Source organism: Lentzea sp. NPDC051213 (assembly GCF_044455585.1).
Taxonomy (GTDB): Bacteria; Actinomycetota; Actinomycetes; order Mycobacteriales; family Pseudonocardiaceae; genus Lentzea.
On the sequence record NZ_JBITEX010000002.1, the window covers coordinates 218581 to 244296 of the forward strand.

The window sequence follows — 25716 nt, forward strand, 5'->3', positions numbered from 1 at the left end:
CTTCGCCATGCCTTCCTCGACACTGGTGCTGCGGACCGAGCAGTGGTTCGTGCGGCAGGGCGCGCCGACCATGATCGAGGGCTACGGCTTCCGCTCGCACGTGCTGCCGAGGATGCTGCCCTCGCTCACGTTCGTCGCGGTCGGCAGCTTCGCGTGGCTCGTGCTGCTCAAGTCCACCGGGCTGTCGAAGTGGGTGCTGCTCGGGGTGATCGTCGCGGTGATGGTGTCCGCGTGGATCCTGCTCTCGCTGTTCGTGCGGCGGCTGCCGAGTTTCTCGCGCCGCACGACCGTGCTGCTGTTGATCGGGTACGCGGCGATGCCGATCATCGTGCCCACGCTGCAGTACGTGGTCTACGACCAGATCATCACGCCGGGAACCGAGAACTCCCAGTCCTTGCTGTGGATCAACGCGCTGTGGTTCATCGCCTTCTTCGGGGTCGCTTTCGTGGCGATGATGGTGGCCACCACCTACGGGCTGGGCGCGCTGCTGAAGGCCGCCATCCGGCACACGATCGCGGACCTGCGCAACAGCGTGCACCTGCTCGGCCGGGCGCTGCCGCCGTTGCTGTTCGTCACGCTGTTCCTGTTCTTCACCGGTGAGCTGTGGCAGGCGATGAACCTGCTGCCGTGGGCGCGGGTCAGCCTGATCGTGCTGCTGTTCGCCTCGATCACCGTGCTGGCCTCGGCCGCCCGCCTGCGCGACGAGATCGGCAGGGTCGAGCAGGACCTGCGGCCGGAGATCCTGACCGTCGCGTGCAAGGGCACCCCGCTGGCCGGGGTCGAGATCGCCGAACCGTTGCCGCCCAAGAGGTTGAACGGACGGCAGCAGCGCAACCTGCTGGTGATGCTCGCGATCCGGCAGCTGGTGCAGGCGGCGGTGGTCGGGCTGGGGCTGTTCGCGTTCTTCGTGGTGCTCGGCCTGATCGTCGTCACGCCCGCGATCGCCACGCTGTGGATCGGGGAACCGCCGGACATGTCGGAGAGGCTCGGTGTGCCGTTGGCGATGTTGCGCAACGCCACGTTGTTCGCGGCGTTCGGCAGCATGTACTTCTCGGTGACCTCGATGAGCGACGCCGAGCACCGGCGCCAGTTCTTCGCGCCCATCATCGAGAAGGTCGAGCGGGCTTTGGAGGTCCGCGCGGTGTACCTGGACGTCAGAGAACGGGCTGTGGCCTGAGCACCGCGTCGCGGCTGGGCGGCGCCCCGAACTGGCGGCGGTACTCGCGGCTGAACTGCGACGGGCTGTCGTAGCCGACCCGGTGGCTGACACCGGTCACGTCCCTGGTCGTCGCGAGCAGGAGCCGGGCCTCCTGGAGCCGGATCTGCTTCTGGAACTGGATCGGGCTCATCGCCGTGACGGCCTGGAAGTTGCGGTAGAACGCCGACTCGCTCATGCCCGCGATCCGCGCGACGTTCTCGACCTTGAACGACTCGGCGTAGTTCTCCCGGATCCACCGGACGGCCCTGGCGATGTGGCTGAGGCTGCTGTCCCGGACGCCGAGCTGGCGGACGACCGCACCCTGCTCGCTCGTCATGACCCGCCAGAGAATCTCCTGCTTGATCAGCGGAAGGAGAGCCTTGGCGTCCCGCGGGTGGTCGAGCAGCCGGGCGAGCCGGGTGACGGCGTCGGTGAGCTCCGGGGTGGCGTCGCTGACGGCCAGGCCTTCCGGGGTGCCGTGCTCTCGGGGGAGGTCGCTGTCCACGAGCAGGCCGGCGACCTGTTCCGGCCGCAGGACCAGGCCGAGGCCGAGGGCGGGCTGCTCCGGGCTGATGCCCACGTAGTCGCCGGTGATCGGCATGTCGATCGAGGCCACGAGGTACTGGCCGGCCCGGTAGTCGTAGACGCGGTCGCCCAGCGCGATGCGTTTCCGGCCCTGCGCGACGAACGCGAGGATCGTGCCGGTCATCGAGGAGCCCGGCCGGCTCGTGGCGACCTTGGACAGGAGGACGTCTTCCAGCGGCGTGGTCAGGTCCGGCCGGGCGTGCCGGGTGATCAGCGCACGTAGTTCGTCCACCGGGTCGATGCTGCTGGTAGTGGGACGATCAGGCAAGCCCGTCCACGAACGTGAGTGCCTCGGACAGCGGTTTGCGGCGCAGGTCCGGCACCTCGCAGTCGTCGGCCGGGTAGCCGATCGGGAACAGGATGTACGGCCGTTCGCCAGGGCGTCCGAGCAGGTCGCTCAGGAACGTCATCGGGTTCGGCGTGTGCGTCAGCGTCGCCAGGCCCATCGAATGCAGTGCGGCGATGAAGAACCCGCACGCGATGCCGACGCTTTCGTTGGTGTAGTAGGTCTTCTTGCCGTCCTGCTGCTTCTGCGCGAACGCGACCACCAGCCACGGCGCTGTTTGCAGGAACTCTTTGTTCGCGTCGGTTTCCAGCCGCGCCAATGCCGCGTGCCACTCCGGGAGCTCGCGCTCGTGGTAGAAGCGGCGCTCTTCCTCTTCCGCTGCCTCACGAACGCGGCGTTTGAGCCCGGGGTCCTGGGTGGCGACGAACCGCCACGGCTGCTGGTGCGCACCGCTCGGGGCGGTGTTCGCGGCACGGACCGCCAGCTCGACCGCTTCTGCGGGAACGGGTTCTGGCGAGAACCAGCGCACGGACCGGCGCCCGTCGAGCAGCCGGTGGAAGGCCCTGCCGCGCTCGAGTCCCTCCTCGATCGGCAACCGTGGCGGCGTGTACAGGACGAAGGGGTGGCTGTGCGGTCGGTTCACGTTTCCGACGATGCCCCGCCGCGACTCATATGAACAGCTGAAGTTTCTTGTTCCAGTTATAAGATCGGCTGATGAATCTGCCGAACGTGACGCTGCGGCAGCTCGAGTACCTGATCGCGGTGGCCGAGACCGGCACGTTGACGACCGCCGCCGCTCGTGGCCACGTCTCCCAGGCAGCGATCTCGTTGGCGCTCAGCGAACTGGAACGCGCGCTGGACCTCCGGCTGGTCGTCCGCTCGCCACGCCGGGGCGCCGCGCTGACAGCGGCGGGCACGCAGGTGCTCGCGGACGCCCGCCGCGTGGTCGGTGCGATGGGCGATCTCGGCGTCGAGGCGCGCGGACTGAGCCGCGACGTCAGCGGCGTGCTGACCGTGGGCTGCTACGCGCCGATCGCGCCGTTCCACCTGCCCGCGGCGATCGCCACTTTCGAACGCGCACACCCTTCGGTGTCCGTGCGGTTCGTCGAGGGGAGCCTGCCGGAGATCCAGGAGGACCTGATCGCCGGACGGTGCGAGATCGCGTTCCTGTACGACCAGGACCTGGTGCCCGGCATCGCGACCACGCCCTTGTACGACCAGGCGCCGAAGGTGTTGCTGCCGGCCGGGCACCGATTGCGGCGGCGGCGTGCGATTGCGTTGCGCGAGCTCGTGGGCGATCCGTTCGTGCTTTTGGATGTTCCGCCTAGCGAGCGCTACTTCCGGTCTGTGTTCGCGGCCGCGGGTGTCGAGATGGTGGTGACGCATCGGGCTCGCAGCTTCGAGCTCGCTCGGTCGTTGGTAGCACGTGGCATCGGCTACTCGATCACGGTCCAGCAGCCGGTCGTGACGTCGTCCTACGAAGGCTTGGAGGTGATCGCGCTGCCGTTGCGCGACGCCGTGCCCACCACTCCGGTCGTGCTGGGGTGGGCCGGTGGCGGGCCGTTGACGCGCCGGGCGCAAGCGTTCGCTTCGCACTGCGCCACCCTCTTCACACCGAACTGAAGTCAGCCCCTGAGATCAGCGCAGCGGGCCGGTGCTCGACCGCACCACCAGTTCGGGCCGCAGGGTCTGGCTGGTCACCTGCTGCCCGTCGATCAACCGCAGCGCCTCCGTAGCGGCGAGCGCACCCATCTCCCGCATGGGATTGCGCACCGTCGTCAACGGCACGTGCAGCTCGGCCGCTTCGGGAATGTCGTTGAACCCGACCACGCTGACGTTCTCGCCGATCGTGAGTCCCCGCTCCCGCAGCAGGCCCATGAGTCCGATCGCGGCGGCGTCGTTGACGACGAAGAAGGCGGTCGGCGGATCGGGCCGGTCCAGCAGCAGCGCTCCGGCCTCGCGCCCGGCCGACGGGTAGATCGTCGACTCCACGACCATGTCGTCGCCGATCTCGATGCCCCGGTCCCGTGCGGCGGCGCGGAAGCCGTGCACGCGGTTGGCGAGGCTCACCGCGTACGGCATGCCCGCGACGATGCCGAACCGCCGGTGTCCCAGATCCAGCAGGTGGTCGGCGGCCAGACGCCCGCCCAGCTCGTCGTCACAGGTCACCGAGACGAATCCCGGATAGGAGCGGTTGACCAGCAGCACCGGCACGCCGCGGTCGGCGATGTCGACCATGTAGGGCGCGTCGGCGCGGGCGTCGGCGACGATCAGGCCGTCCACCCGGTGGCCGAGCAGCAGCTGGGCCCGCCTGCGTTGCACGTCGGGTTCGTCCCAGGTGCTCACCACGACGGCCTGCCAGCCCAGTCGCGACAACGTGTCGTCGATGCCTTCGAAGATCGTCGCGAGGACGACGTCGGTGAGGCGGGGGACCAGCACGCCGATCGACTGCATCTGCTTGTTGCGCAGGCCGGCCGCGATCAGGTCGGGGGTCCAGCCCAGCTCGTCGGCGACCTCGCGGATCCTGATCACGCGCGGGTCGGAGCTGGTCGACCGCAACGCGCGGGACACCGTGGACTTGTGCACGCCCGCGTGCCGCGCGACGTCGTCGAGCGTGACCCGCCGGCCGCTGGTGCCCTTCACGCCCGTCATCGTAGTGATCTCGGGGGCCTTGACCGAGCAGGCCCGCCCGCCTATGGTCTGCGCAATCGATTGCGCGCAATCGATTGCAGCCAGGCGGTTGGTTGCCGCAGTCGAGCGACGATCCCGGGAGGTACACCGGTGGAGGTTCGCAACTACAGGTTCGTCGTGATGGGCCTGATGGCGTTGATGGCGATCATCAACTACGTCGACCGCGGCGCCATCTCGTACGCGGCCGGCCCGATCATCAGCGAGTTCGGCCTCGACAAGGCGGCGTGGGGCGCTGTGCTCGGCTACTTCGGCTACGGCTACATGGTCGGCGCGCTGCTCGGTGGCGCGCTGGCCGACGCCAAGGGGCCGAAGTGGATGTGGGTGGTGTCGGGCACGGCGTGGTCGGTGCTCGAGATCGGCATGATCTTCGCCGGTCAGTTCGGTGTGGCGGTGCTGGGCGGCACCGCGCTGCTGGGGTTCGCGGTGTTCCGGGTCCTCTTCGGCCTCGCGGAAGGGCCCGCGTTCGCGACGATCAACCGCTCGCTGGCCGTGTGGGCCGCGCCCCGTGAACGCGGCATCGCCACCGGACTCGGCCTGCTCGGCACTCCGCTGGGCGCGTTGCTCACCGCGCCGATCGCGGTGGGCCTGCTGTCGATCGCCAACTGGCGCGTCATGTTCGTGGTGCTGGGAGTGCTGGGCCTGGTGTGGGTCCTGGTGTGGATGCGGGTGTTCACCGACCGGCCGCAGGACAACCCGAGGGTCGGCGCGGAGGAACGCGCGCTGCTCGCGACCGGCGCGGCGGTTTCCAGCGCACCCAAGGGCAACCAGCTCGGCCTGCGGTCGTGGAAGCTCTTCTTCGGCAGCCGCACGCTCATCGCCAACACCGTCGGGTTCTTCGCGTTCCTGTACGTCAACTTCCTGCTGCTGACCTGGACGCCCAAGTACCTCGCCGACGAGTTCGGCTTCAGCCTGTCGTCGCTGTGGTACCTCGGCATGGTGCCGTGGATCGGGGCGTGTGCGACCGTCCTGCTCGGCGGCCGGCTCTCGGACTGGCTCGCCCAGCGCACCGGCAGCCTGCGGATCGCCCGGTCCTGGCTCGCCGTCGTCAGCCTGGGGCTGACCGGGGTGGTGTTCCTGTGCATCCCGCTGGTCGACAGCCCGGTGGCGGTGCTGGTCATGATCGCGGTGGGCAACGCGCTGAACTTCCTGCCGGACACGGTCTACTGGGCTGTCGTGGTCGACGTCGCCGCCGCACGGGCGGGCACGTTCAGCGGCATCATGCACTTCTTCGCCAACATCGCGACGATTCTCGCGCCCACGCTCACCGGCGTGCTGGTCGCGGACCTCGGGTACGGCGCGATGTTCGTGGGTGCCGGTGTCGCCTGCGCGCTGGGCATGGTCGCGATGGTCTTCGTGAACCCGCAGAAGAAGGTCGACTTCGGCCGCCCGGTCGCGGTGGTGACGCCGGCGTGACGGAGACGATCGAGGCCGTCGCGCGCGGGGTGCGTGAAGGCCGGCTCGATCCGGTCGAGCTGGCCGAACACGCGCTACGCCGGGCAGAGGAGGCCGCGGCACTCGGCTGCGTGGTGCACCTGGACGCCTCGTACGCCCTCCGGAGTGCGCGGGACGTGGCGCGGTCGCGGCAGGGTGCGCTGGCCGGGGTTCCCTTGCTGGTCAAGGAGATCATCGAGGTCGCGGGCATGCCGCACCGCTGCGGCTCGCGGGTGTTCGCCGGCCGGATCGCCGATACCGACGCCGAGGTGGTGCAGCGGGCGCGGGCGGCCGGTGCGGTGGTCATCGGCCTGAGCCACACGCACGAGTTCGCGTACGGCTGCACCGGAACGTCCAATGTGGAGGGACCGTGCCGCAATCCTCGTGACCCGTCGAGGATGACGGGTGGGTCGAGCTCGGGCTCGGCTGCCGCCGTCGCGGCGGGCATCGTGCCGTTGGCGCTGGGCACGGACACGGCAGGCTCGGTGCGAATCCCGGCCGCACTGTGTGGTGTCGTGGGTGTCAAACCCGCCAGGGAAACGCTGCCCCGCGGCGGTGTCTTCCCGTTGTCCACGAGTCTCGACCACGTCGGTGTGCTCGCCGGCTCGGTGGCCGACGCGCGGTACGCGGTCGAGGCGCTCTCCGGCGGTCGCCGGACCGGGCGGATCGGACCGCCCCGGCTGGGCGTGCTGACCAACCCGGAACCGCACGACAACGCCGCAGACGTGGCCGTCGTCTACGAGCAGACCGTCGAGCGGCTGATCGCGGCCGGTGCGACGACGGTCGGGGTGCGGTTGCCGGAGTGGGCCCGGTTCACCACGGCCTCGCTGGACCTGCAGGGCCCGGAGGCCGCCGCCGCGCACGCCGAGACGTTCCCGCTGCTGGCCGACGACTACCAGCCGGACGTCCGGGAGCGGTTGCTGGCGGCCGCGGAGGTGCCCGGCTGGCGTTACGTGCTGGCTTCCCAGTTGGCCGCGGCGCTCACCGCGGAGACGGACCAGGTTCTGTCCACTGTGGACGCCGTGGTGCTGCCGACGGTGCCGATCACGGCTCCGTTGCTCGGCGCGGTGCACGCCGAGGTCGCGAGCGGCCGGCATTCGGTGCGGGACCTGCTGCTGCGCAACAACCGCATGGCGAACGTGACCGGGCACCCGGCGCTGAGCCTGCCGATGCCCACACCGGGCCGACCGGCGGGTCTGCAACTGATCGCCGCCGACGACCACCGCCTGTTCGCGGTGGCGGAATGGGTCGATCGGATCATCAACAACCGAGAGGGACACCAATGAGCGCGAGCCGTCGACTGGCTGAGTTGGGCATCGAGCTACCGGCGGTCGTGCCGCCGACCGCCGTGTACGTGCCGGCGAAGAGGGTGGGGAACCTGGTGTTCACCTCCGGGCAGATGCCGTACGAGGACGGCACGCTGCGCACCACCGGCAAGGTCGGCGGCGAGGTGGACGTGGCACGGGCGCGCGAGCTCGCCCGTGCCTGTGCCATCAACGCGCTGGCGGTCATCGACGCCGAAGTCGGCATCGACTCCGTGGTGGAGGTCGTCAAGGTGCTCGGCTTCGTCGCGTCCGCCGAGGGCTTCACGGACCAGCCCGTGGTCGTCAACGGTGCCTCGGAGCTGCTCGAGGAGGTCTTCGGCGTCGCGGGCAAGCACGCCCGGTCGGCCGTGGGCATGGCTGAGCTGCCGATGGGCGCTCCGGTCGAGCTCGAGGTGATCGTCACGGTGGCGTAAGGCTCCACGGTTTGCCGACAGGTTCTTCATCGGTCCTTCAGCGGCGCCTGGATAGCGTCCGTCGGCGAGGTAGGTGGATCCGCGCCGACTGTCCGCTGTGGACCGGCAGCGGGGGCCTGGAGGGTGGACTCGACACATGCGGCGCGTTGTCACGCTGTTGCTACCGATGTTGTTGCTCGCACCGGTTCTGCCGGCGGCGCCCGCGTCGGCTGACCCGCCGCCGGCGGCGCCGGGCTGGACCGTCGACGGCGACGTGGTCGCGTGGACCTCGCCCGCCCCGGTGCCGCTCACGGACGCGGGCGTCGAGTTCTGGGAAGGCAACCGTTTGCTCGGCCGTCCGAGCTCGTCACCGGACATGCGCACCTTCGTTCTGAAAGCGCACCGGCGGGGCGCCGGTGCGCTGGAGGTGCGTGCGTCCGGCCGCAGGCTGGACGTGACACCGCCCGAACTTCCCACAGCGCAGATGGCGCCCGCTTCGCTGCCGCCGCTGCTGCCGGACGCCTCCACGGACCCCGGCACCCCGGGGCCGTTCGCCACGGGCACCGGCGAGTACACCCTGGACTCGATCCGGTTGCCGGGCTACGTGACGCCGATCGAGATGCAGGCCGTCGTCGTCGCGCCGAAGGGCGCGCCGGGGAAGCGCCCGCTGGTGTTGTTCCTGCACGGCAGGCACCTCACGTGCTACAGCAAGTCCGACCCGGCCAACACCACCGCGCACTGGCCGTGCCCGGCGGGCCTGACCCCGGCGCCGAGCTATCGCGGTTACCTGAAGACACAACAACTGCTCGCCTCACAGGGCTACGTGACGGTGTCGATCTCCGCCAACGGCATCAACGCGCAGGACGCCCTGCAGAGCGACAGCGGTGCGCAGGCGCGGTCGTCGTTGGTGAGGACGCATCTGGCGAAGTGGGCGGACTGGGCCGGAGCAGGGCGGGGTTCCGCGCCCGGGATCGTCAAGGACGCACCCGCCGCCGACATGTCGAAGGTGATGCTGGCCGGGCATTCCCGCGGTGGTGAGGGTGTCAACCGCGCCGCGACGGACAGCCTCACCCCGCCGCCCGGTGACACCGGTTTCGGCGGCCCGGTGCGCTGGATGATCAAGGGCACCGTGCTGATCGGCCCGACGATCTTCGGGCACAACCCGGCACCGGACGTGCCGTCGGTGACGTTCCTGCCCGGCTGTGACGGGGACGTGGCCGATCTGTCGGGGCAGATGTACGTGGACAAGACCCGTGGTGTCGGCCAGGGCACCGCACTGCACAGCGCCCTGTACATCGTCGGCGCGAACCACAACTACTTCAACAGCGAGTGGACGCCGGGTCAGTCGGAGGCACCCTCGACCGACGACTTCCGCGACGCGGATTCGGACGCCGTGTGCTCGCCGCAGGCCCCGACGCGGCTCACCGCGAACCAGCAGCAGGCTGTGGGCGCGACCTACACCGCGGCCGCCGCGCGGCTGTTCCTCGCGCGGGACGCCAAGGTACTGCCATTGCTCGACGGTACCGGCGTGCGCGCGCCGTCGGCCGGACCCGCGCGTGTGCTGAGCCACGCGGTCGGTGCGGACCGGAAGGCTCTCGTCGTGCCGGACGCCGCGACACGGGCCGAGGGCAGCGCCCGGATCTGCGCCCAGCGCACGTCCGACACCACAGCCGCATGCCTGGCTCCTGGTGGGCCGGAGCAGCCGCACTTCGTCGGGTTCAGCGGGCTCTCCGAGGAGCCTGACCGCCTCGCGGTCGCGCTGCAGTGGTCGGCGCAGGGCGAGCTCGCGACCGTTCGCCCGGCCGGACCCGTGTCGCTCACCGGAGCACGGGCGCTGGCGCTGCGGCTGATCGTGCCGCCGAACAGCCCCGCCACCGGTTTCGGCGTGGCCGTCACCGACCACAATGGACAGCGCATGCGACTGGGCTCGGTCTCGGTGACCGGCCTGCCCGCGACGAGCAGGCTGCGGGGACTGTGGGCGCAGGAGGTGCGGGTTCCGTTGCCGGCCTCGGGCGTCGGCCGTGTCGTCTCGCTGGAGCTCACGCCTGAGAGTCCTTCCGGGCAGGCGTGGCTGATGGACGCCTACGGGTGGGGCGACGGACTTCCCGTGGTGCTGCCGCGCGCGCTGCCTCGCCTGGACGTGGGCGAGATGACGGTCGAGGAGGGTCAGTCGGGCACCAACAACCTCCAGTTCCCGATCACCGTCACCGGGAACGGCGGCGGCACCGTGCGGGTCTACGTCGCCGACGAGACGGGCATGAACCACATCACCAGCCTCGTCACGATCAAGCCCGGCCAGCGCCGGATCGACGTGCCGATACCCATCACCGGCAACACCCGGTTCAGCTGGGACGTGTCGCGCGGTGTGTCAGTGCAGCCGGTGCGGGGCGTGGTCGCGGGCGCATCCGAAGGTGGTCTGCTCGTCCGCAACGACGATCCGGCACCGACCGCCACGGCGAGTCCGGTAGCCGACCGCGTCACCGAGGGCGGCACGCTCGCCTGGAAGGTGACCCTCTCGTCACCGGCCGACATCAGCGTCTATCTGAACTGGCAGCCGCTGGCGGTGACAGGCGCACCAGAACTGTCTACGACCGACGTCGATCCGGGCTGGCTCAAGACCGTGTCCGGCGAGGAGCCGTTGCCGTCGCGGCCGCTGTCCTCGGTGCGCATCTGGTCGACCGTCATGATTCCCGCCGGCCAGACCAGTGCGGACTTCCAGGTGCCGACCTCGGCCGACGCGGAGACCGAGCCGGAGGAACAGGTCCGGCTGCGCTTCGAGATGTTTTTCCCCGAAAGCAATGCGTTCGAGGTCAGCGCCACCGTCGCTGATGCTGCCACCTAGGCGACCGGACCGCTCGCTCGTCGCCGAGTGGTTCATCGGCCATCGGCTGATACGTTGCCGGTAGACGGGTCGATGCGGATCCATCGGCCCTCGCTACGGGAGGGTTGGCTCGATGGGCTTGCTGCGCAGTTACGTGTCGGGTGGATGGCACACGTCTTCCGCGGAGGGCGCTCCGTTGCACGACGCCGTGACGGGGGAGGAGATCGCCCGGATCTCCTCCGCGGGCGTCGACATGGGTACGGCGCTGCGGTACGGCCGTGAGGTCGGCGGGCCCGCGTTGCGCGAACTCACGTTCCACCAGCGCGCGCAGCTGCTGAAGGCCCTCGGGCTCTACCTCAAGGAGCACAAGGCCGAGCTGTACGCGCTGTCCGCGCGCACGGGTGCCACCCGCTCCGATTCGTGGATCGACATCGACGGCGGCTTCGGCGTGCTCCTCGGGTACGCCTCGAAGGCCAAGCGCGAGCTGCCGAACGACAAGGTCTACGTCGAAGGACCGGTGGAGCCGCTGGGGCGCGGCGGCACGTTCGTCGGGCAGCACATCTGCACGCCGTTGCGCGGGGTCGCCGTGCAGATCAACGCCTTCAACTTCCCCATGTGGGGCCCGCTCGAGAAGTTCGCGCCCGCGTTCATCGCCGGCGTGCCGTCGTTGATCAAGCCAGCGTCCCAGACCGCGTACGTGACCGAGAAGATGGTCGAGCTGATGCTCGCCTCCGGCCTGCTGCCGGAGGGCTCGCTGCAGCTCGTCTGCGGTTCCGCGGGTGACCTGCTGGACCACCTGACCGAGCAGGACCTCGTCGGCTTCACCGGGTCCGCGTCGACCGCCCAGCACCTGCGCACGCACCAGGCTGTGATCCGCTCCTCCGTGCGTTTCAACGCCGAGGCCGACTCGCTGAACTGCTCGATCCTCGGCCCGGACGCCGTCGCCGGCACGCCCGAGTTCGACCTGTTCGTCTCCCAGCTGGTGGCCGAGATGACGACGAAGGCCGGCCAGAAGTGCACCGCGATCCGGCGTGCCCTCGTGCCTGCTTCCTCGATCGACGCGGTGGGAGAGGCCGTGGCCGCTCGGCTGGCCGAGGTGGTGATCGGCAACCCGGCCGACAAGTCGGTGAAGATGGGCGCGCTGGCCGGACTCGAGCAGCGCGAGGAGGTCCGCCGGTCGCTGAAGGCGTTGCAGGAGAGCGCTTCGGTGGTCTACGGCGACGGTGCTCTGTCCCTTGTGGACGCCGACGCTGAGCGCGGCGCGTTCATGTCGCCGATGCTGCTGCGTGCGGCCGCCGACGCCCAGCAGCCGCACGAGGTCGAGGCCTTCGGGCCGGTGTCGACCCTGATGCCGTACTCCTCGGTCGACGACGCCATCGCGCTGGCGGCTCGCGGGGCCGGGTCGCTGGTCGGCTCGGTGGTGTCGGCGGACACCGAATTCGTTCGTGACGTCGTGATCGGCGTGGCGCCGTGGCACGGCCGGTTGCTGGTGCTCGACCGCGAGGACGCCGGCGAGTCCACCGGGCACGGGTCGCCGCTGCCGATGCTGGTGCACGGCGGACCTGGCCGCGCCGGTGGCGGCGAGGAGATGGGCGGCATGCGTGGCGTGCTGCACCACATGCAGCGCACCGCGATCCAGGGCAGCCCGCGCGCGTTGGCCGCTGTCACGAACCGGTGGGTGGCCGGCGCGCCCCGCAACGAGGACGCGGTGCACCCGTTCCGCAAGTCGTTGGCCGAGCTCCGGTTGGGCGACACGGTCGTCGCCGGGCCGCGCGAGGTGACGATGGAGGACATCGAGCACTTCGCGTCGTTCACCGGCGACACGTTCTACGCGCACATGGACGAGGAGGCCGCAGCGGCGAACCCGTTCTTCGGCGGGCGGGTCGCGCACGGCTACCTGGTGGTGTCGTTCGCGGCCGGGTTGTTCGTCTCGCCCGAGCCGGGGCCCGTGCTGGCCAACTACGGGCTGGAGAACCTGCGCTTCGTCACGCCCACCTTCCCCGGTGACGCGTTGACCGTGACGCTGACGGCCAAGCAGATCACGCCTCGCGAGGACCAGGAGTACGGCGAGGTGCGGTGGGACGCGGACGTGGTCAACCAGAAGGGCGAGTCGGTCGCCCGGTACGACGTGCTGACGCTGGTCGCCAAGAACTGACACTGGGCGTTCGCTTACCGCGCGGTGACCTCCCGGGGTCACCGCGCAATGGTGCGGAAATAGCGGTCACCTCTACCGTCCACGAAAGCCGAAGGCTGGGTCGGTGCTCTCCGTGGTGGACAAGCGGAAGTGGACGTATGTCGAACCAGGTGAACCATTTGCCCGTCGAGGTCGTGCGGTGGCCGCTCGACGCGGCGACACGTGAGGCGTGTCAGCGCAGCGGGACGTTGTGCCTGCTGGTGCTGGAGAAGAACGTGCCCGCGCCCGTCCTGACCGACATGCGCGAGGACTGGGTGCGCGCTCCGGTGCCACACCAGGACCTCGCCGTGCGCATCGCGATGCTGCGCGCCCGTGCGGCCCGGTACGCCGTGCCGGAGCTGGACAACGCCGGCATCCTGCGCTTCCGGGCGAGATCGGTGGTGCTCTCGCCGACGGAACGCGCACTGGTGGCGTCGCTGCTGCGGCGCTTCCGGTCGCTGACCACACGCGAGGACCTGCTGCTCTGCCTGCCGACCAAGGACGGCGACACGAGCAACGCCCTGCACCTGCACATCATGCGGTTGCGGCGGCGGATCGCCCCGCTCGGACTGGTGATCAAAACGCTGTGGAACCAGGGATATCAGCTGGGGCCCGCCGGTCCCTGATTGCGCCCAGGAGGCGCGGGGTAACCGCCCGGCGTGAACACAGAACTCCTGGGCATCTACCTCAACGACCACCTGGCCGGCGCGATCGCGGGCACCGAGCTCGCCCGTCGCATCAGCCGGACCCACCCCGAACTGCGCATCCTCGCGGATGACGTGGAGGCGGACCGCAAGGAGCTGCTCGCCGTCATGCAGGCGTCCGGCGTCGAGCCGCGCCAGCACAAGGCGGCGATCGGCTGGCTGACCGAGAAGGCGGGCAGGCTCAAGTTCAACGGCAGACTGCTCGGCCGGTCGCCGCTGAGCGATGTGCTGGAACTCGAGACGATGCGCATGGGCATCGAGGGCAAGGCCGCGATGTGGCGGACGTTGCAGTCGTTGCCCGGCATCGACGCCGAGCGGATGGACCGCCTGCTGCAGCGCGCCGAGAGCCAGGCCGTGCTCGTCGACCAGTACCGCCTCCACCTCGCGCCCAAGGCTTTCACCGCGGCGATCCCGTCCGGTGTCGACGTCGAGCGGACCTTCACCGTGGCCTCCACGCCCGAAGGTGTCGTGGACTACCTGCGCGACTTCGCCCGCGCCGAGCAGTGGGATCCGGGCACGGTGACCTGCACGCGCCTCGACGACGGACCGGTCGAGGTCGGCTCGCGCTGGCGCAACGTGTCGACGTTCCTCGGCAGGAAGACCGAGCTGGTCTACGAGCTGACCCGCGACGAGCCGGACGGGCTGCAGTTCGTCGGCACCAACGACACCGCCACCTCCACGGACGACATCTCGATCACCGCGGGCGCCTCTCCCGGCACGACCAGGATCGGCTACCACGCCCACCTCGAGTTCCGCGGGCTGGCGCGGTTCGGGGCGCCGGTCGCGAAGCTGGCACTGGAGAAGCTCGGCAACGACACCGAGCGCAACCTGGTCCGCGTACTCGGCGACGCGCGGTAAAGGCGAAGGAAAACCGCAGGTCAGGCCGGATTCCCCAGTTCTGGCGTGATCCCTAGACTCCCTCGCGCCGGGTGGTGAGACAGGCCCTTCCTCCTGTTCGCACCGGCCAGAACACAGAGGGAGAACTGGGGTGTTCGAGAACAACGTCACGCGGCGCGGCTTCGTCACGGGTGCGGCGGCCGTCGCCGGTCTCGCCGGCCTGTCCACCATCGCTCCCGGGCTGGCGGGCGCCGACCCGAAGCTCGCTGACCAGCACACCGAAGCCGAGTTCGCGCCCGAGGTCGGCGCGCTGGCGATGATGACGTTCCAGAAGATCGACGGCACGCCCGTCTACTACTGGCGCTCCAACCGCGGCAACACCACCGCGCGCAACTGGCAGGCCACCGACGCGTTCTACAACGCGCTCGTCGCGTGGATCCGCGACCTGCGGTCGCTGTCGTCGAGCTACGGCTCGATCAGCTACATCGTCTCGGCCGGGTTCTACGTCAACAAGCCCGGCCAGCACGGCGCCGGCACGGCGATGGACCTCGACCACGTCAGGTGGTCCGGCGGCAACACCACCTCGCCGCTCGACCAGCACCACGCGTCGGGCACCGCCTCGATCCGCAAGCGCTACCTCGCGACGGAGGCCGTGTGCCGCCGCCGGTTCCGTTACGTGCTCGACGGCTGGTACAACGCCGACCACGCCGACCACATCCACTCCGACTTCGGTGGCCTGCCGGTCCGCGCGGCCAAGGACTCCGAGTCCGACACCAAGTTCGTTCAGGCCGTGTGCAACAACTTCCGCGGCTCCGGCCTGGTGATCGACGGCATCTGGGGCACGAACACGCAGAACGCGTTCAACGGCCTCAAGTCGGCGCTCGGCGTGACGGGCGACCCGCACTCCAGCGCGTCGGTCTGGCAGGGCATGTTGTCGAAGATCGCGACCAAGGGCTTCGCGAACCAGAACATCTGACCCCCGGTGATGCGGAAGGCCGGAGCCACACTCCCGAGGCTCCGGCCTTCTGCTTGCCGTGCAACGGTTCTGGCTACATCTTCGGGCACTTCTTCCACGCGAAGTGGTAGATGGTCTCGATGGAGCCGTCCGTCGAGTCCATCGCCATGAAGCTCGTCTTCGCCGGGTCAGAGGTGCCCTTGTCCACGCGCAGCTCGGTGTTGATGTTGAAGTTCCGCTTCGCGCCGCAGGGGTGGTAGACGATGGAGGCGACGTCGGTCTTGTGCGTCACCTGCCAGTCGTCGCTCAGCGCGCCGTTCCAGGTCTTCGACCGCTGGTCGTTGTCCGACATTCCCTGGAAGTAGTAGCTCGCCTTCTGCGTACCCTTCGCACCCCTTTCCAGGTGGGCGAAGCCTCTGTAATCGGCTTGGGCGATGCCGTAGGTGAATCCGCCCGGCACGTTGACCCTGAGGTTCAGCTGGCAGTTCTTCCGGAAATCGGTCGGCCTCGAGGCCGGGCCGACCTGGGCCATGTAGTCGCTGTAGGTGACCGTGAAAGCCTTGTTGTCCGGGGAGACGGCGATGGCGGCCGTGCCGAGGCGACAGCCGGAGCCGTTGACCGTGACGACGTCGATGGTGATCTGGCCCGTCGGGGGCGGATCCGCGACCGGGGGAATGACGATGGTGGACAGAGCCAAGCCGGCCGCAGCCAACGTGCTAATCATGGGACACCTTTCCGAATGTGCAGGACATGTCGGGCGGCGTGGTACGAGACCGTATCGGAAAGGGTGTTAACGAACGTCCGCCAACCAGAGCAACATTGCGCTGCGTTAGCTCCGGTCAATGCGAACCGACTATTTGTGACCTTTAGTGGTCGATCGGTCACTGCACTAATGGCCGAGTCCGGACGGCTGTCGGGTAATTGCCACCCGTACTGCCAGAACGCGATTCAGGAACCTGAAGCTCCTGGCGTTGCCCCGAATGTAACAGGCCTCGAACGGAGTAATGGCTGTCTGGGTACCGGAACTCAATTCGTGAAGTGTCCACACATGTGAACCCGCAGACCCGGCAAGGGCGCATCCACCGATGGATGCGCCCTTGTGGGTGAAACTGGGGAGGAAGCGGTTACCGCTGGCCGTTGCCCATCGAGCCGCCGAGCCCGAAGAGGATGCGCTGGATGAGCTCGGGATCGACGTCCGGCTCGTCGCCCAGGGCCTCGGCCGCGGGGGAGCGGCGCTTTTCGCGCCTGGGCAGCGGCACGGCGTTGGCGTTCACGCCGGTCGGCAGCTGGAGTTCGCACCAGATGAGCTTCACGCCGCCACCGAGCTGAAGCTCGCCGGTGCGCAGGTCTGGGGAGGTGGGCGGCATCGTGAACCTGGCGGCCTCGAGCTCGACGACGAGGTAGTCGCCGCTGAGTCGCAGTCGCAGCGTGATGAGCCGGCTGGTCTTGGGATCAGCGGATTCGATGGCTGCCTCGACCAGCGCGCAAGCGACGGCGGAGCAGTCATCAACCATGTTGCGCAGGCGCCACTCGCCCAGGGTGAACCGGACGAACAGATCCGCGCAGTTCACCGCTGTGGGAAGCGCGATGAGTGTCAGGTCATCGACCTGGGCGGTCTGGGCGTTCACCTGCATGCTGCCTCCGTTCGCGTGCGGCGCGCGATCCAGCGACAGTCACCCGAATGGCCGTCGCGGTGTGCGGGAATCTACATGGGTATACGCGGGAAGCAATGGCCTGGTTGACTCACCCGTCAAAAGTCACGTCCGGGTCACGCCCAGAGGCCCCGGCGCTCACTGTGAGTAGAACGCCGGGTGCACTCCGTGATCAACTTCGCCTCAGCATCGCTTCCAGGCGAACTGGTAGCGGGTGTTGACGCTGCCGTCGGTCGAGTCCATGGACACGAAGGACGCCTGGTTCGTCGGGTTCGAGAACGCGCGCACCTCGGTGTTGACGTTGAGGTGGCGCACCATCCCGCAGGGCGCGAAGACGATCTCCGCTACGTCGGTCTGGTCGGTGAACTGCCAGTTGTCGCTCTTGGGGCCGGGGATGTTGTGCGTGCTCGTGGTCGTCGAGGACTGACCCGAGAAGTAGTAGCTGGCGCGTTGCATGCCGCGCGCTCCTCTGGGTAAGTGCGCGAACCCGCGGTAGTCGGCCTTCGCGATCCCGAAGGTGAAGCCCTGCGGGTAGTGCACGCGCAGGTTCAACTGGCAGTTCTTGCGGAACTGCGTCGGTGTCGAACCGGCTCCGGCCTGCGCGGTGTAGTCGCTGTAGGTGACCGTGAATGCGGTGTTGTCGTCCGAGACCGCGACCGCGGCCGTTCCGGCGGGGCAGCCGGAACCGTTCACCGTGACGACGTCGACCGTGATTTTGCCGGGAGGAACCACATCGGCGGTACCCGGCGCCTCCGGGGCGACGAGGAGAGAGAGTGCCAAACCCGTAGCTGCCATCGCACTGAGCATGAGGCGCCTTTCATTTCGGGGGATGATGGCGGCGTGACAGGGACGTTATCTTAAATAGACTTAAGGCGCGGAGAGCCGACCGGGCGAACTTAAATATATTTAAAACGGATTAATCGGCTGAACGGTGGATTGGCGACCGCGTGGGGTCGGCTAACTTCGTGTCAGATCACCGAAGAGATCATCGAAGTGATCAATTGACCACCTGAATACGCCGGTCCCCACACCAGGCGCCGAGAGCCCCGGCTGATCCACCTCTTACACCGGTGTGGGAAGGCAAGCGCGCACTGCTCGTCGGGTTCCACCCTCCTGCTCGGAACCCGGCGGTGCGGCAGCGGTGCCAGCGCAGCCGGCCGGTGCCCGCCGGCGGCGGCGGACCCGTCCCACGGTCCGCACGCCGCCGGCGGTGTTCTTACTTCCGGCCCTTCTCCTTCCGGGCCCTAGAGCCTCCGGAGCCTCAATTGCACGCGTGCGCCCCCCAGCGGCCCGCGGTCGACGTGGAGAGAACCACCCGTGCTTTCCGCGGCGCGCCGGGCGATGTCGAGCCCCAGACCGGTGGATCCACCACCGCTGGCGCCGCGTCGCAGCGCGCGTTCGGCGTCCGCGATGCCCGGCCCGCCGTCCTCGACGACGAGCGCCACCAGATCGGCCTGGTGCACCAGCGTCACGGCGAAGCGCGTGCCCTCGGGCGTGTACCGGAAAACGTTGCCGAGCAACGCGTCCAGCGCGGCGGTGAGGTCGGTGCGGGCGAGCGGCACGTGCGCGGGCTTGTCGGCGCCGCGGATCGTCCACGGCCGGTCCTGGTCGTCGGCGAGCGCCGACCAGAACACCAGCCGGTCCAGGACGACGCTCGCCGCGTCGACGCCGGTGTTGTCGGGCTCGAGACCGGAGCGGGCCGCTTTGATGATTTCGTCGACTTCTCTCTCAAGCCCCTGCACGGCCTGACGGATGCGATCCGCGCCGCTGCCCTGCCCGAGGGTGTCCGCGTCCAGCAGCAGCGCGGTGAGGGGCGTTCTGAGACGGTGCGAGAGATCGGCGACCACCTCTCGCTCGGCGGCGAGCAGGTGCCGGACGCGTTCGGCCATGGTGTTGAACGCCTTGCCGACCTCCGCGAACTCCGGCGGGCCCTTGGTCGGCACCCGGACGGACAGGTCGCCCTGGCCCATTCTGCGCGCGCCGTCGGACAACGCCCAGGCGGCTTTGACGGCCCGTGCGCCGAGCCGGTCCGCGACGAACACCGAGCCGGCGACGAGCCCGATCGCGACCCCCGCCAGTGCCCACCACGTGCCGATGACGCCGTGGGTGAGCTGCTCGTGCGGGACGAACGCCTCGATGATCGCGATCCCGTTGGCGCTGGTGGCCAGCGGCTGCAGGTACGCGACGCCGTCCGGCCGTTCGATCGTGGACGCCGTCGCCAGCTTCCGCGCCTCGTCCAGGTTGGCCGCGTTGATGTGCGAGGTGCCGTAGGTGCCGGCCGGTGTGCTGATGTGCACGGCGAGCCGTTGCTGACCGCCGTAGCGGGTGCTCCTGATGGCCTGGCGGATCTCCTGCGCCTTCGTGGTGATCACGAGCGCCGGCGTGAGCGCGTTGGCCTGCTTCTCGGCCTCGTTGAGCGCGCGGTCGTAGGCGGCGTTCTTGACCACGATCGCGAGCGGGATGAGGAACGCCAGCGCCACCATGCTGGTCGCCGCGAGAGCGACCAGCACCAGTGACCGCCTCATCTCGGTGCGACCAGACGCACGCCGACCCCTCGCACCGTGTGCAGGTAGCGCGGCTGCGCGGCCCGTTCGCCGAGCTTGCGGCGCAGCCACGACAGGTGCACGTCCAGCGTCTGGTCCTCGCGGGTCGACGGCCACAGGTTGGCCAGGATCTCGGCGCGCGGCACCACCTCGCCCTGCCGTGCGGCCAGGTAGGCGAGCAGTTCGAACTCCTTGTGCGTCAACGAGAGCTCCTGGCCGTCCACAGTGGCCCTGCGGTGGTCCAGGTCGACCTCCAGGCCACCGATGACGAGTTGCTTGCTGTCTCTCGCGCGCCGGAGCACGGCCTGCACGCGGGCGCCGAGGTGCTCGCTGGAGAAGGGTTTGACGAGGTAGTCGTCCGCGCCCGCGTTGAGCAGGCGGATGATCTCCGCCTCGTTGTCGCGGGCGGTCGCGATCACCACGGGTGTGTTCGTGACGCCCCGGATCATCCGCAGCGCGTCCCCGCCGTCGAGATCGGGAAGCCCGAGGTCGAGCACCACGACGTCGTAGTTGTTGGCGGTGACTTCGCGCAAAGCCTCGATCGCGAGCGCGACACCGTGCACGATGTGGCCCTGGCCGGTGAGAGCGCGCGTGATCGCCGCTCGCACCACCGGGTCGTCTTCGACGAGCAGCACTGATGCCATGAGCCGCTACGGAAGGGTAGTCGCAGTGAGACGGTCCATCGGATACCTGGTCGCCTGGGCGGTGGTGACCGCGGTCGCCGTAGGACTGTCGTGGTTCGGCATCCGCTCGGCGATGCAACCGGCACCCGTGGCCGCGGTCGACGCCACCCTGGGAGCGGGTGTTCTGCCGATGCCGACGATGACGTCGCTCACCGTTCCCGTGCCGACGACCACCACCACTGCCAGCGTGCCGTCTGCTACGCCCTCGTCCACCAAGCCTCCTGCGGTCAGCTCGTCTGTTCCGGCTCCTCCCAGTAGTACGGATGCGCGTCCCACCTCGGCTCAACTTCCGGAGGGGGAATGGCAGGCGGACGGGTCCTACGTGCACGCCTTCCACCTGCGAGGTGGCGATGTGGTCGCGCGGTACCGCCCAACGGGGGTGGAGGCGTTGTCGGCCACACCCGCGGACGGGTGGTCGGTGGCCGTGGAGCAGCCCGGCGGGCCGTTGGTGGTGAACTTCCGCAACGCCGAGGGGCGGTTGTCCAGGCTGGAAGCCACCTGGAACAACGGCCCCACGGCGCGCGTGATCGAGAAGTAGCGTCTGCTGCTGGCGCACGCGGGGCGCCTTCGTGCGCTCAGAGTGTACGAAAGCTCCCCGCGTGCACTTCGGAAGCAGAGTTACAGGCCGATGGCCTTGGCGATCTGCGCGGGCTTGAGCACCCGCAGGATCGCCTCGATCAGGTAGTAGTCGCCGTACGGCAGAGAGATCTCGACGCCGTCCTCGGACGGCCGGTTGCGGGTGCCCCGCGCCATGATCGCCTCGGCGCGGGTGGACTTCGTGGTGAGGCACGTGCCGGTGAGGCCGTCGAGGATCTTCAGCGCCCGCTCGCGGTAGCGGTCGGAGCCGGTGGCCTTGGCCAGGTCGAGCAGACCGCAGGCGAGGATCGCACCCGCCGACGAGTCCTTGATGTCGTTGGCGCCCAACGGGGAGCGGTAGTCCCACACCGGCACGTTGTCCGGCGTGAGGGCGCTCAGCGCGAAGTCCGCCATCTTGCGGGCGGTGTCGCGGAACTCGCGCAGACCGGTGCGGCGGTACATCGTCGTGAAGCCGTAGATGCCCCACGACTGGCCGCGTGCCCAGCACGAGGTCGGGCTGTAGCCCTGCACGGTGTTCTGGCCGATCGCCGCGCCGGTGTCCGGGTTGAAGTCGAACACGTGCGGGGTCGAGCCGTCCGCGCGCACGAAGTGCGTCTGAGTGGTTCTGGCGTGGGCGATCGCGATGTCGATGAACTTGCGGTCGCCGGTCTGCTCGGTGGCGAACGCGAGCAGGTCCAGGTTCATCATCGTGTCGATGATGACCCGGCCCGCGTTGCCGGGGGTGCCGAGCCTGCCCCACGCGCGGATGTACTTGCCGACCGGGTTCCAGCGCTGGATCAACGTGTTGGCGGCGTCGATCGCGCCGTCACGCCACTTGGTGTCGCCGGTGAGCCGGTAAGCGGTTACCCAGGACGGGTAGAAGAGGAATCCCAGGTCGTGGTCGCGGGGCTCCAGCCGGCGCGGCGCCAGCCTGTCGTTCGCGGCCTCGGCCAGCGCGCGGAACTGGGCGTCGCCGCTGTCGAGGTGCGCGAGCCACAGCGTGCCGGGCCAGAAACCGCCGATCCAGCCGCCGTCGGCGACGTAGGTCCACTTCTCGAACCGGGTGATCTCCGGGAACGACGTGATGCCCGGTGCGACCGCCTTCAGCTTGGCGAGACCGTAGTCGAGCGCGCCGCGGAGCTTGGCGGGGGAGGCAGCGGCCTCTCCCGCGCCGAGCGCGACCCCGGCTCCGGTGAGCAGAGGGGTGGCCGCGGCAGACGCCAGAAGGGTGCGTCGAGACAGATTCACGAGACCGTCCAGTCCCTTTCATGTCCTTGCGCCCGGCGTCACCCTGCCAGATCGGATGAACGTCTGACAAGCCCGCGCAGCAATTCGCGGTATTGCCGGTGTGAAAAGGCGATTCTTACCGCCGATTGCAGGCTTGACCTGCGCCGATCGCCGTCGCGAGCGCGTTGCCGGCGGGTCAGATATATGAACAACCTGGATTACCACGTTGTAAGAGCCGGGAATTCACAAGGGTGAACAATTCGAATGCCGGATCAGGTCCGGATCAGCACGGCGTCGAGAGGGCGGGGGCTCAGGCCGTGCCGCCGTTTGAAGGCCGCGTTGCTCCGGCCGCCTTCGAGAACGGGCTTGCGCAGGCTGATCGCGAGCTTGATCGACTCGGCGAACAGCACGCCGTACGGGCTGTAGTTCCCGTCGACCGCGTAGTCCACGCCGCAGGTCCAGGTGTGGAAGCGGGTGGCATCGGTGAGGCAGATGCCGACCGCGACCAGTCTGCCGTGCTGGCGCACCTCGATCACGTGCGCGAGGTCGCCCAGCGCCCTGACGAACCTCGTGAAGGTGCTCGCGGGGTAGAAACCGTTGTTGTCGAAGCGGATCGCCGTCTTGGTGCACAGCAGCGTGATCTCGTCGAGTGCCGCGTGCTCGACCGGCAGGACCTCGGTCGTGACGCCCGCTTCATTGGATCTTCGCTCGGTGCGGCGCAGGTTCGCTCGCGCTCGCTGGCTCAGCCGGGCGAGGTAGTGGTCGTAGGACTGCGCTGCGGTGAGGTCGGCCGCCCATCTGTCGGTCAGGTGCCGCGCGGGCAGGCCGTTCGCCCGCAGCTCCTTGGAAAGAGCGCTGCCGCGCTGGACGTTCACGAACCCGCACCAGCGCGCGCCGAAGATCGACGCCGTGCGGATCATCGCGTCCAGCAGTCTCGGCAGGACGCTGACCGTGGCCGGTACGTGCGCGTCGTAGCAGTGCCAGGCGTGGCTGAGCAGGGCCGGTTGGTCGCGTGCCTCGGGATAGGCGCCGTGCAGGCGGCGCAACGGATCCGCCGCCGACTGGAGGTACGCGGGCGCCACCGCGACCGGCCGGTCTCCTTGGCGCACCACGAAATACGCGAACGAGTCGACGTCCGTCAGCGGCGCCTGCTCGTACGCGCTCACGTACGCGTGTTCGTAGAACACCGGCGCGCCGCTGCTGCGGACCACCTCATCCCAATCGGCAGCATTGATTTCCCTTATGGAGCGGGAAAACTCGACACGCAACGCCGACGCGGGGTGGGCCACCCACACACTGTACGACCTGTTGGTATGTCAGTTGCGCCAGACCGCGAAGGGGACGTCGAGCTCGTCGCGGCTCAGGCCACCGTGCTCGTAGCGCGCGGACGGATCCGGCACCGGGAACGTCGGCGAGGCCGCCACGGCGACGACCGGACCGGCCTCCGGCTGCGGCAGACCCAGATCGGTGGCGTGGTGCACGGTCGCCGCGGCGCCCAGAGTCGTTGCCACGCGGTCGAAAACGGCCTCCAGCCGGTCCGGCTTCGGGTAGAGCCACCGCATCCGGCCCGCACCGCCCGACGGGATCACGCACTCCTCGCGCACGATCGCGTCCCAGCCCTCGACGAGGTCCGGATCGGGGTCGACCGGCACCTGGCCGTGGTCGGAGTGCGCGACGACGGTCCAACCCTGTGCGGCCCAACGGGAAGCGTGTGCGTCCAGACGCAGCATGGCCTCGTGCACCGATTCGTCGTAGCCGTGCCCGTGCACGTGGTCGTCGATGTTGACGTAGGTCCACAGGAAGTCGTGGTCCGGCAGCACCTTGTCCAGGTCGGCCACGACGTTCGCGACGAGCAGCGGAGGGTCTTCCGCCTGGGCGGCGAGTTTGTGGCTTGCGGGCGCGGGTATCCGATTGCACCCACGCAGCAGAGCCTGAGCCCAGGTGCCTTCCATCAGGTCGAGCTCCCGGCCCAGCGCGGTGGCGCCGTGCCGTTCCAGGACGGTCGGCAGGTTCGGGATCGCGGGCGTGCCGTTGATGGCATGAACGAGGCCGGAACCGTTGCGGTACACCGTTCCCGGCACGCGGTGGACATCGACCGGCATGCCGGTCAGCGCGGTCAGCCAGGCCGTCGCGGACGTGGACGGCACCGTCGAGGAAAGCGTGGAAATGGAGGCGGACAGCCAGGATTGTTTGGCCACATCTGAAGAGAGACCGTCTACGGCCAAGACGATTACACCCCGGCTTGCTGCTTTCAGGGCATCTTCGAGCCGTGCAGGTACCTCTGCCAGTGACATCGGGGCACTGTAACGCATCTCATCAGGGTGAGATTGGCCGTTCGCATGCTAATTGTGCGGCAATGACAGGCGATGATGAGGTAAAGAGTACTTGGTAGAAGGAAGGTGGCGGATGTCGGTCGGTGTTCTGGACGTCGGGTGCTTCAGCGCACACCTGGTGGTCGTGGAACGAGATCTGACGCGTCCGCTGGTGTCGCACAAGGTCCGGCTGCGGCTGGACCGGGAGCTCGACTCCGAGGGAGTCATCAGCCGGGACGGGATCGAGTCGTTGTGCTCGGCCGTGCTGGCGGCGCGGAAGAAGGCGGGCGACGTGCCCTTCCTGCCGTTCGCGACTTCTTCGGTGCGCGACAGCGCGAACGTCGACGAAGTGATGCGCAAGGTCAAGAGACGCACCGGCGTCGAGCTGAAAGTGTTGTCCGGCAAGGAAGAAGCGCGCTACTCGTACACGGCGGCACGGCACTGGTTCGGCTTCGGTGCCGGCGAGATGGTCGTGCTGGACGTCGGCGGCGGCACCGTGGAGCTCGCGGCGGGTTCGGGGACCGAGCCGGAGCTCGTGGTGTCATTGCCTTTGGGGGCAAGGACTTTGACGCGATCCGGGCTGAGCGTGCAGGACATGCGCGCGGAGGTCCTGGACCGGATCGCCGAGGTGTTCCCGCGCGATGAGGCTGATCGCGCGATCGGCTGTTCCAAGGTGTTCGAACAACTCGCCCGCCTGGCCGGAGCACGCGCCGGCGCGCACGCGCCGCGGCAGCTGAGAGCCAAGGACCTGGAGAAGTGGATCCCGCGCCTGGCGAAGCTGTCGGTGCGGGAACGTGCCGCGCTGCCGGGGATCTCCCGGCACCGGGCCCGGCAGTCGCTGGCGGGCGCGGTGGTGGCCGAGGCGCTGATGCGCGTCACCGGACACGACGTCGTGGACATCTCGCCGTGGTCCACCAAGGAAGGTCTGCTGCTGGATCTGGTGGAACGCTCGCGCGGCCGGCGCGAGTCAGCCGCCTAGGGCCGTCACCGCGTCGTCGACGTCCGCGAAGAGGTGCAGCAGCTGGTCGACGGCGGTCATTTCCAGGGGACGCAACACGACTCTCGAGTCGCTGACGACGCCGAACTTGATGCCGAGCTCATCGGCCTGGGCCTTGGTCTCCACGAGCGCCCGGATCCCGTCGGATCCGAAGAACCGCACCTCTCGCAGGTCGACGACCAGTGCGGGCGGATTGCGGTCGAGCAGCTCGGCAAGTCTGCTGCTCACCGGCGCGGAGGACACCATGTCGATCTCACCGGTGATGGCGACGATCGGGATGGACTGGACATAGGTCGTTCGCTGTCGAAGCTGGTTCATGTGGACTCCC

24 protein-coding genes are annotated in these 25716 nt (G+C 69.0%); 12 read left to right on the plus strand and 12 right to left on the minus strand.

Annotation, left to right across the window (positions count from 1 at the left end):
- Positions 1-7: 7 nt before the first annotated feature.
- On the plus strand, positions 8-1177 hold the full coding sequence (locus ACIA8G_RS07840; protein WP_396417572.1) for a hypothetical protein: 1170 nt from the start codon (positions 8-10) through the stop codon (positions 1175-1177).
- Here ACIA8G_RS07840 and ACIA8G_RS07845 read toward each other — a convergent pair.
- Positions 1155-2015, minus strand: coding sequence for an AraC family transcriptional regulator N-terminal domain-containing protein (locus tag ACIA8G_RS07845; RefSeq protein WP_396417573.1), 861 nt, complete (start codon positions 2013-2015; stop codon positions 1155-1157). The two genes, ACIA8G_RS07840 and ACIA8G_RS07845, sit on opposite strands and share 23 nt — an antisense overlap.
- A gap of 28 nt (positions 2016-2043) precedes the next feature.
- Positions 2044-2712: a nitroreductase family protein gene (locus ACIA8G_RS07850; protein ID WP_396417574.1), complete on the minus strand. Its 669-nt coding sequence runs from the start codon at positions 2710-2712 to the stop codon at positions 2044-2046.
- A gap of 71 nt (positions 2713-2783) precedes the next feature.
- On the opposite strand from ACIA8G_RS07850, the gene ACIA8G_RS07855 reads away from it, so the two are divergent.
- Positions 2784-3692, plus strand: coding sequence for a LysR family transcriptional regulator (locus ACIA8G_RS07855; protein ID WP_396417575.1), 909 nt, complete (start codon positions 2784-2786; stop codon positions 3690-3692).
- 15 nt (positions 3693-3707) lie between these two features.
- On the opposite strand, the gene ACIA8G_RS07860 is transcribed toward ACIA8G_RS07855, so the two are convergent.
- Complete coding sequence (locus ACIA8G_RS07860; protein WP_396417576.1) at positions 3708-4712, minus strand: LacI family DNA-binding transcriptional regulator; 1005 nt, start codon at positions 4710-4712, stop codon at positions 3708-3710.
- A gap of 138 nt (positions 4713-4850) precedes the next feature.
- On the opposite strand from ACIA8G_RS07860, the gene ACIA8G_RS07865 reads away from it, so the two are divergent.
- The 8 genes from ACIA8G_RS07865 (at position 4851) to ACIA8G_RS07900 (ending at position 15419) form a co-directional block, all read left to right on the plus strand.
- Positions 4851-6173, plus strand: coding sequence for an MFS transporter (locus ACIA8G_RS07865; protein WP_396417577.1), 1323 nt, complete (start codon positions 4851-4853; stop codon positions 6171-6173).
- Positions 6170-7477 carry an amidase gene (locus ACIA8G_RS07870; RefSeq protein ID WP_396417578.1) on the plus strand — a complete coding sequence of 436 codons (1308 nt, stop codon included), beginning with the start codon at positions 6170-6172 and terminating at the stop codon, positions 7475-7477. Before ACIA8G_RS07865 ends, ACIA8G_RS07870 begins: the two co-directional genes overlap by 4 nt.
- On the plus strand, positions 7474-7929 hold the full coding sequence (locus ACIA8G_RS07875) for a RidA family protein (RefSeq protein WP_396417579.1): 456 nt from the start codon (positions 7474-7476) through the stop codon (positions 7927-7929). Before ACIA8G_RS07870 ends, ACIA8G_RS07875 begins: the two co-directional genes overlap by 4 nt.
- Before the next feature lie 136 nt (positions 7930-8065).
- Positions 8066-10750, plus strand: coding sequence for an alpha/beta hydrolase family protein (locus tag ACIA8G_RS07880; protein WP_396417580.1), 2685 nt, complete (start codon positions 8066-8068; stop codon positions 10748-10750).
- 112 nt (positions 10751-10862) lie between these two features.
- On the plus strand, positions 10863-12884 hold the full coding sequence (gene paaZ / locus ACIA8G_RS07885) for a phenylacetic acid degradation bifunctional protein PaaZ (protein ID WP_396417581.1): 2022 nt from the start codon (positions 10863-10865) through the stop codon (positions 12882-12884).
- 137 nt (positions 12885-13021) lie between these two features.
- Positions 13022-13528, plus strand: coding sequence for a helix-turn-helix domain-containing protein (locus tag ACIA8G_RS07890; RefSeq protein WP_396417582.1), 507 nt, complete (start codon positions 13022-13024; stop codon positions 13526-13528).
- 33 nt (positions 13529-13561) lie between these two features.
- Positions 13562-14464, plus strand: a complete 903-nt coding sequence (locus ACIA8G_RS07895) for an SRPBCC family protein (RefSeq protein WP_396417583.1) — start codon at positions 13562-13564, stop codon at positions 14462-14464.
- Positions 14465-14594: 130 nt separating this feature from the next.
- Entirely contained in the window at positions 14595-15419 is an 825-nt protein-coding gene (locus ACIA8G_RS07900; protein WP_396417584.1) for an extensin family protein, read from the plus strand.
- 73 nt (positions 15420-15492) lie between these two features.
- Here ACIA8G_RS07900 and ACIA8G_RS07905 read toward each other — a convergent pair whose 3' ends face one another.
- The 5 genes from ACIA8G_RS07905 to ACIA8G_RS07925 all read right to left on the minus strand — a co-directional run bounded on the left by ACIA8G_RS07905 (position 15493) and on the right by ACIA8G_RS07925 (position 20237).
- Complete coding sequence (locus tag ACIA8G_RS07905; RefSeq protein WP_396417585.1) at positions 15493-16122, minus strand: DUF4360 domain-containing protein; 630 nt, start codon at positions 16120-16122, stop codon at positions 15493-15495.
- A 400-nt stretch (positions 16123-16522) separates the two neighbouring features.
- Positions 16523-17032 carry an ATP-binding protein gene (locus tag ACIA8G_RS07910; RefSeq protein ID WP_396417586.1) on the minus strand — a complete coding sequence of 170 codons (510 nt, stop codon included), beginning with the start codon at positions 17030-17032 and terminating at the stop codon, positions 16523-16525.
- Between the two features lie 201 nt (positions 17033-17233).
- Entirely contained in the window at positions 17234-17857 is a 624-nt protein-coding gene (locus ACIA8G_RS07915) for a DUF4360 domain-containing protein (protein WP_396417587.1), read from the minus strand.
- Between the two features lie 437 nt (positions 17858-18294).
- Entirely contained in the window at positions 18295-19575 is a 1281-nt protein-coding gene (locus ACIA8G_RS07920; protein ID WP_396417588.1) for an ATP-binding protein, read from the minus strand.
- Entirely contained in the window at positions 19572-20237 is a 666-nt protein-coding gene (locus ACIA8G_RS07925) for a response regulator transcription factor (RefSeq protein ID WP_396417589.1), read from the minus strand. The genes ACIA8G_RS07920 and ACIA8G_RS07925 overlap by 4 nt, the downstream gene beginning before the upstream one ends.
- Before the next feature lie 25 nt (positions 20238-20262).
- Between ACIA8G_RS07925 and ACIA8G_RS07930 the strand changes: the two genes are divergently transcribed.
- Positions 20263-20814 carry a hypothetical protein gene (locus ACIA8G_RS07930; RefSeq protein ID WP_396417590.1) on the plus strand — a complete coding sequence of 184 codons (552 nt, stop codon included), beginning with the start codon at positions 20263-20265 and terminating at the stop codon, positions 20812-20814.
- A gap of 80 nt (positions 20815-20894) precedes the next feature.
- Here ACIA8G_RS07930 and ACIA8G_RS07935 read toward each other — a convergent pair whose 3' ends face one another.
- From ACIA8G_RS07935 to ACIA8G_RS07945, 3 genes are all read right to left on the minus strand, one after another.
- Complete coding sequence (locus tag ACIA8G_RS07935) at positions 20895-22100, minus strand: glycoside hydrolase family 88 protein (RefSeq protein ID WP_396417591.1); 1206 nt, start codon at positions 22098-22100, stop codon at positions 20895-20897.
- Between the two features lie 251 nt (positions 22101-22351).
- The gene (locus ACIA8G_RS07940; protein ID WP_396417592.1) at positions 22352-23290 is read right to left on the minus strand and encodes a GNAT family N-acetyltransferase; all 939 of its coding nucleotides are present in this window, start codon (positions 23288-23290) and stop codon (positions 22352-22354) included.
- A 105-nt stretch (positions 23291-23395) separates the two neighbouring features.
- Positions 23396-24277 (minus strand): alkaline phosphatase family protein, encoded by an 882-nt coding sequence (locus tag ACIA8G_RS07945; RefSeq protein WP_396417593.1) that lies wholly within the window; start codon positions 24275-24277, stop codon positions 23396-23398.
- Positions 24278-24485: 208 nt separating this feature from the next.
- Here ACIA8G_RS07945 and ACIA8G_RS07950 point away from each other — a divergent pair, with 208 nt between their 5' ends.
- Positions 24486-25370 (plus strand): Ppx/GppA phosphatase family protein, encoded by an 885-nt coding sequence (locus ACIA8G_RS07950; RefSeq protein WP_396417594.1) that lies wholly within the window; start codon positions 24486-24488, stop codon positions 25368-25370.
- Here ACIA8G_RS07950 and ACIA8G_RS07955 read toward each other — a convergent pair.
- Complete coding sequence (locus tag ACIA8G_RS07955) at positions 25359-25706, minus strand: STAS domain-containing protein (protein WP_396417595.1); 348 nt, start codon at positions 25704-25706, stop codon at positions 25359-25361. The genes ACIA8G_RS07950 and ACIA8G_RS07955 overlap by 12 nt on opposite strands.
- Positions 25707-25716 lie beyond the last annotated feature (10 nt).

Excerpts from the sequence above, each read along its gene's own strand:
- ACIA8G_RS07840 (WP_396417572.1), top strand. The coding sequence starts at position 8 with ATGCCTTCCTCGACACTGGTGCTGCGGACCGAGCAGTGGTTCGTGCGG.
- ACIA8G_RS07855 (WP_396417575.1), top strand. The coding sequence starts at position 2,784 with ATGAATCTGCCGAACGTGACGCTGCGGCAGCTCGAGTACCTGATCGCG.
- ACIA8G_RS07875 (WP_396417579.1), top strand. The coding sequence starts at position 7,474 with ATGAGCGCGAGCCGTCGACTGGCTGAGTTGGGCATCGAGCTACCGGCG.
- ACIA8G_RS07880 (WP_396417580.1), top strand. The coding sequence starts at position 8,066 with ATGCGGCGCGTTGTCACGCTGTTGCTACCGATGTTGTTGCTCGCACCG.
- paaZ (WP_396417581.1), top strand. The coding sequence starts at position 10,863 with ATGGGCTTGCTGCGCAGTTACGTGTCGGGTGGATGGCACACGTCTTCC.
- ACIA8G_RS07890 (WP_396417582.1), top strand. The coding sequence starts at position 13,022 with ATGTCGAACCAGGTGAACCATTTGCCCGTCGAGGTCGTGCGGTGGCCG.
- ACIA8G_RS07905 (WP_396417585.1), bottom strand. The coding sequence starts at position 16,122 with ATGATTAGCACGTTGGCTGCGGCCGGCTTGGCTCTGTCCACCATCGTC.
- ACIA8G_RS07910 (WP_396417586.1), bottom strand. The coding sequence starts at position 17,032 with ATGCAGGTGAACGCCCAGACCGCCCAGGTCGATGACCTGACACTCATC.
- ACIA8G_RS07915 (WP_396417587.1), bottom strand. The coding sequence starts at position 17,857 with ATGCTCAGTGCGATGGCAGCTACGGGTTTGGCACTCTCTCTCCTCGTC.
- ACIA8G_RS07920 (WP_396417588.1), bottom strand. The coding sequence starts at position 19,575 with ATGAGGCGGTCACTGGTGCTGGTCGCTCTCGCGGCGACCAGCATGGTG.
- ACIA8G_RS07925 (WP_396417589.1), bottom strand. The coding sequence starts at position 20,237 with ATGGCATCAGTGCTGCTCGTCGAAGACGACCCGGTGGTGCGAGCGGCG.
- ACIA8G_RS07950 (WP_396417594.1), top strand. The coding sequence starts at position 24,486 with ATGTCGGTCGGTGTTCTGGACGTCGGGTGCTTCAGCGCACACCTGGTG.
- ACIA8G_RS07955 (WP_396417595.1), bottom strand. The coding sequence starts at position 25,706 with ATGAACCAGCTTCGACAGCGAACGACCTATGTCCAGTCCATCCCGATC.